This window comes from Microbacterium sp., from assembly GCF_036277215.1.
In the GTDB taxonomy this organism is placed as follows: Bacteria; Actinomycetota; Actinomycetes; order Actinomycetales; family Microbacteriaceae; genus Microbacterium.
The window spans coordinates 1-3,623 of sequence record NZ_DASUNI010000222.1 but is presented as its reverse complement, the minus strand read 5'-3'; the positions used below and the strand labels follow the sequence as shown (position 1 = coordinate 3,623).

At 65.6% G+C, this 3,623-nt stretch carries 5 protein-coding genes; 4 read left to right on the top strand and 1 reads right to left on the bottom strand.

Annotated elements, in window-relative coordinates:
* The 4 genes from VFX99_RS11190 to VFX99_RS11175 form a co-directional block, all read left to right on the top strand.
* Positions 1-1,057 (top strand): glycosyltransferase (locus tag VFX99_RS11190; RefSeq protein WP_329666371.1); only part of this gene is annotated, 1,057 nt, incomplete at its 5' end.
* Positions 1,054-1,386, top strand: a complete 333-nt coding sequence (locus VFX99_RS11185; RefSeq protein WP_329666370.1) for an STAS domain-containing protein — start codon at positions 1,054-1,056, stop codon at positions 1,384-1,386. The genes VFX99_RS11190 and VFX99_RS11185, both read left to right, overlap by 4 nt.
* On the top strand, positions 1,379-1,792 hold the full coding sequence (locus tag VFX99_RS11180) for an ATP-binding protein (RefSeq protein WP_329666369.1): 414 nt from the start codon (positions 1,379-1,381) through the stop codon (positions 1,790-1,792). The genes VFX99_RS11185 and VFX99_RS11180 overlap by 8 nt, the downstream gene beginning before the upstream one ends.
* 23 nt (positions 1,793-1,815) lie before the next feature.
* A complete protein-coding gene (locus tag VFX99_RS11175) occupies positions 1,816-3,096 on the top strand; it encodes a PP2C family protein-serine/threonine phosphatase (RefSeq protein WP_329666368.1) in 1,281 nt (426 codons plus the stop codon).
* A 274-nt stretch (positions 3,097-3,370) separates the two neighbouring features.
* On the opposite strand, the gene VFX99_RS11170 is transcribed toward VFX99_RS11175, so the two are convergent.
* A partial coding sequence (locus VFX99_RS11170) for a helix-turn-helix transcriptional regulator (RefSeq protein WP_329666367.1) occupies positions 3,371-3,623 on the bottom strand: 253 nt, incomplete at its 5' end.

Sequence of the window (3,623 nt, the reverse complement as noted above, 5' to 3'; positions counted from 1 at the left end):
CTCGGTCACGTACGAGCTGCACCGCCAGGTGGATGCCGCGAGCTACTCGCTCGTGGCATCGGACGTCGCCGGCGTAGAGGGCGATCTCGCAGAGATCCGGGCACTGGCCCGGATGAACGGCGGCCCGATGAGGGTCGGTGCCGTCGCCGACATCGAGGTGATCGTCGCCGACCTCGCACAGCGGGAGCTCTCGCCGCTCAACGCGCTCGAGTCCGTGCAGGCGGTGCTCCAGCAGCTCGCGATCGACCGACCCGGCGAGGCCCAGCCGATCATGCCGCTGGCGACCATCTCCGTCACCGAGGACATGGCCACATGCATGAGGCTGCACGGGCTGGGCTGGAAGAGCGTCTATCACCACGAGCTCCTCGCCGACGGGCTCGCGCCCGAAGACGTCGGCACCATGCTCACGCAGCGGCTGCGATGGGCACAGGGCACGATGCAGGTGCTGCTGCGCGAGAATCCGCTGTTCCAGAAGGCGCTGACGATTCCGCAGCGGTTGATGTACTTCGCGACGATGTGGAGCTATTTGAGCGGCTTCGCAGCGGTGGTCTACTTCGCTGCGCCGATCATCTTCCTCGTGCTCGGCATCCTGCCGGTGGCCACGAACGCGTTCGACTTCTTCGTCCGCTTCATCCCGTTCATGGTCGTGAACCAGTTGCTCTTCCTCGTCGCTGCGAAGGGCACTCCGACATGGCGCGGGCAGCAGTACAGCCTCGCCCTGTTCCCGGTATGGATCGCCGCGTGCACAACGGCATTCAACAACGTCGTGTTGCGCATTCCGCTCGGTTTCGCCGTGACGCCCAAGACGCGTCAGGAGTCGACGGGTCCCCAGTGGCGCCTCATCCGGGTTCAGTTGGTCGTCATGCTGCTCCTGGTGATCGCGATCGTCATCGGGTGCATCCATCTGATCTTCAACGGCGCCGATCCCGTCGGCACCGGCGTCAACATCGCGTGGGCGATCTTCGATCTTGTCGTCTTGAGCGTCCTGTTCACCGCCATCACCTACAAGGGCTTCACTCCCATAGAGACCCCCGTCCCAGAGAAGGAATCCGTATGACGTTCACGACACAGAAGATCAGCCCGGACATCGTCGTCGTGCGCGGCGCCGGCAAGCTGAACATGGTGAGCGCGCCCGAGTTGCGCGCGGTCGTCGTAGACGCCATCTCCGGCGGCGGCAACCGCATCGTCGTCGACCTGAGCGCCATCGACTTCATGGACTCCTCGGGTTTGGGTGCGCTCGTCGGCTGTCTCAAGTCGGCGCGTCAGGCGGGTGGCGACCTGCGGATCGCGGCGCCCAGCACCCAGGTGTCCATGGTCCTGCGGCTGTCGAACCTCGACAGAGTCCTCGCGAGTTTCGACAGCGCCGAAGCCGCGTACCGTGACTGAACGGGCACTGACTTTCCGAACCCCGCCGGACGGCGTGGACCTCGTCCATGCCGCGCTCACATCGCTGTGGAAGGAGCGCGGCGACATCGACGAGATGGACCGAATGATGTTCGAGACGGCGCTCATCGAACTCGCCTCGAACGTCATCCAGCATGCGACCTCTTCGACGGCGGTCGTGTGCCGGCTCGAAGTCACAGCCGACGACGAGGTTCTTCGTGCGGTGCTGATCGACTCCGCCGATCCGCCCGGCATCGACGACGGACCGCGACGGATGCCTGATGAGTTCGCCGAGTCGGGCCGGGGTCTCGCGTTCATCCAGGCGCTCGTCGACGAATTCGAGCACCATCGCGCCGAAGGGCGCAACGTGTGGACGATCAGCAAGAGACGCTCGGTGGCTGACGCATGAATGCCATAGCCCCGCGTACGTCCATGCCGGTCCGCTCGCCGGTGGACTCCTTCGCGGTGTCCGCCATCGGTCTGGACGAGCAGTCTCCGTTCGTGAAGCAGCTTCCAGTCCTAGGACTGTTCGCCGTAGCGGTGCTAATCAGCCTGCTCGTGCCTACGATCGTGGTCTCGAGCCCGACGGCTCTGATCGTCGCGTCGATCTTCATTGTGATGACGACCGGCATCGCCGCGATCCTCACCCGGTTCAACGCCTCCGGACCGATTCTGCTCCTCGTTCCGGGGCTCGACTTCGTCGCGGTGGGTGTGCTGCGCTTCGCGACGGGCGAGAGCGCATCCATCTTCGCTTCGCTGGCGATCCTGCCCGTTGTGTGGGTCGCCGCGTTCGACGGCCGCAGACACATCGTCTACGCATTCCTCGGTGTCGTGATCGGGCTTGTGATTCCGTTCGCGCTCGGATCAACGCTGGAGGAAAACCCGAACGAGATCGCGCGGGGGTTCTTCTCGGCGCTTGCCTTCGGACTCGCTGCGGCGGTCGTGAATGACCTGGCTCGGCTGGCCCGCGATCGCGTCGCCGACGTGCATGCAAGGGAGCAGTTGAACCTCGTGGAGCTCGAGCAGGCCTCGGCAGTGCAACAGGCACTGCTCCCGAAGCCGGTCAGTGGGGCGTCCGACTACGCGTTCGCCGGGGTCTGCGTCCCGTCACGCACGATAGGCGGTGACTTCTTCGACTGGTACGAGATCACCGGCGGAATGGCGTTCACTGTCGGCGACGTGATGGGCAAGGGAATAGGAGCGGGGATCATTGCCGCCACCGTCCGCGCTGTCGTGCGGAGTGCGCGCAACCACGAGGACCTTTCGGTCGCTCTCGCCCGCGCCTCGGAGTGTCTGGAGTCGGATCTCGGCGACACTGCGGCGTTCGCGACTCTCTTCCATGCGCGACTGGATGCAAGTTCGGGAATCGTGCGTTACGCGGACGCCGGTCATGGACTGAGTCTGCACGTGAGCGCCGACGGAACATGGCGGCGTTTGGCGTCGCGGAACCTGCCGGTGGGGATACCAGCAGACGAGCCGTGGGGGTCAGCCGAGCTGCAGCTGCAGCCCGGCGACGCGCTGGTGAGCTGTAGTGACGGCATCCTGGATCTCTATGACGGCAGTGTCGAATCACTCCGCCACATTGCGGCCCTCACAGCAGAGGCGTCGGACGCGTCGCAGATCATCGCGCGCATCCGTGAACTGGCGGTCGCCTCGGACGCCTCTGCCGACGACGACGTCACCGTGCTGGTGGTCAAGCGAACCGCGAACTGACCGCTCCGCCGCTCACCGTCTCAGATGAGCACGCGTACTGCGATTCGGGGCTTGCCGACTGAACGCGGACAAACCCAGGACAGAGGGGTCTGCGAGCGGAGTTGATCGACTGCATCAGGGTGGCTCTGGGTCGTTGCCGGTGAGCGAGATCCGCGGAAGACGCGGATTCTCGGTAGTCGGCGGTCGCGATTCAACGGGCCGGCAACGCTACTGAGCGGGGACTCCTCGCCGTGGAGATCGCACGGTTGATGCTGCCACCGCGGGGTCTGGCGGGTTACGGGGTGCGGTCGTTGTGCGTCAGCAGTGCGGGTGGGATGTACAGGCCGCGCCGTTGCGCGCGGACTGCGGCGAGCGCTCGGGTGTCGGCGTCCAGCTTGGTGAGGATGTGTTCGATGTGGGTGGCGATGGTGCGCGGTGTGACGCCAAGGCGTTGGGAGGCCGGGGCGTTGTGCCAGCCGGCGATCAGCAGACCGAGTACCTCGAGCTCGCGGCGGGTCAGACCGTGGAGGTCGCCGCACGGTGAGAGC

What these genes read in the sequence shown, in the direction of transcription:
- VFX99_RS11185 (WP_329666370.1), top strand. Translation starts at nt 1,054, where the DNA reads ATGACGTTCACGACACAGAAGATCAGCCCGGACATCGTCGTCGTGCGC.
- VFX99_RS11175 (WP_329666368.1), top strand. Translation starts at nt 1,816, where the DNA reads ATGCCGGTCCGCTCGCCGGTGGACTCCTTCGCGGTGTCCGCCATCGGT.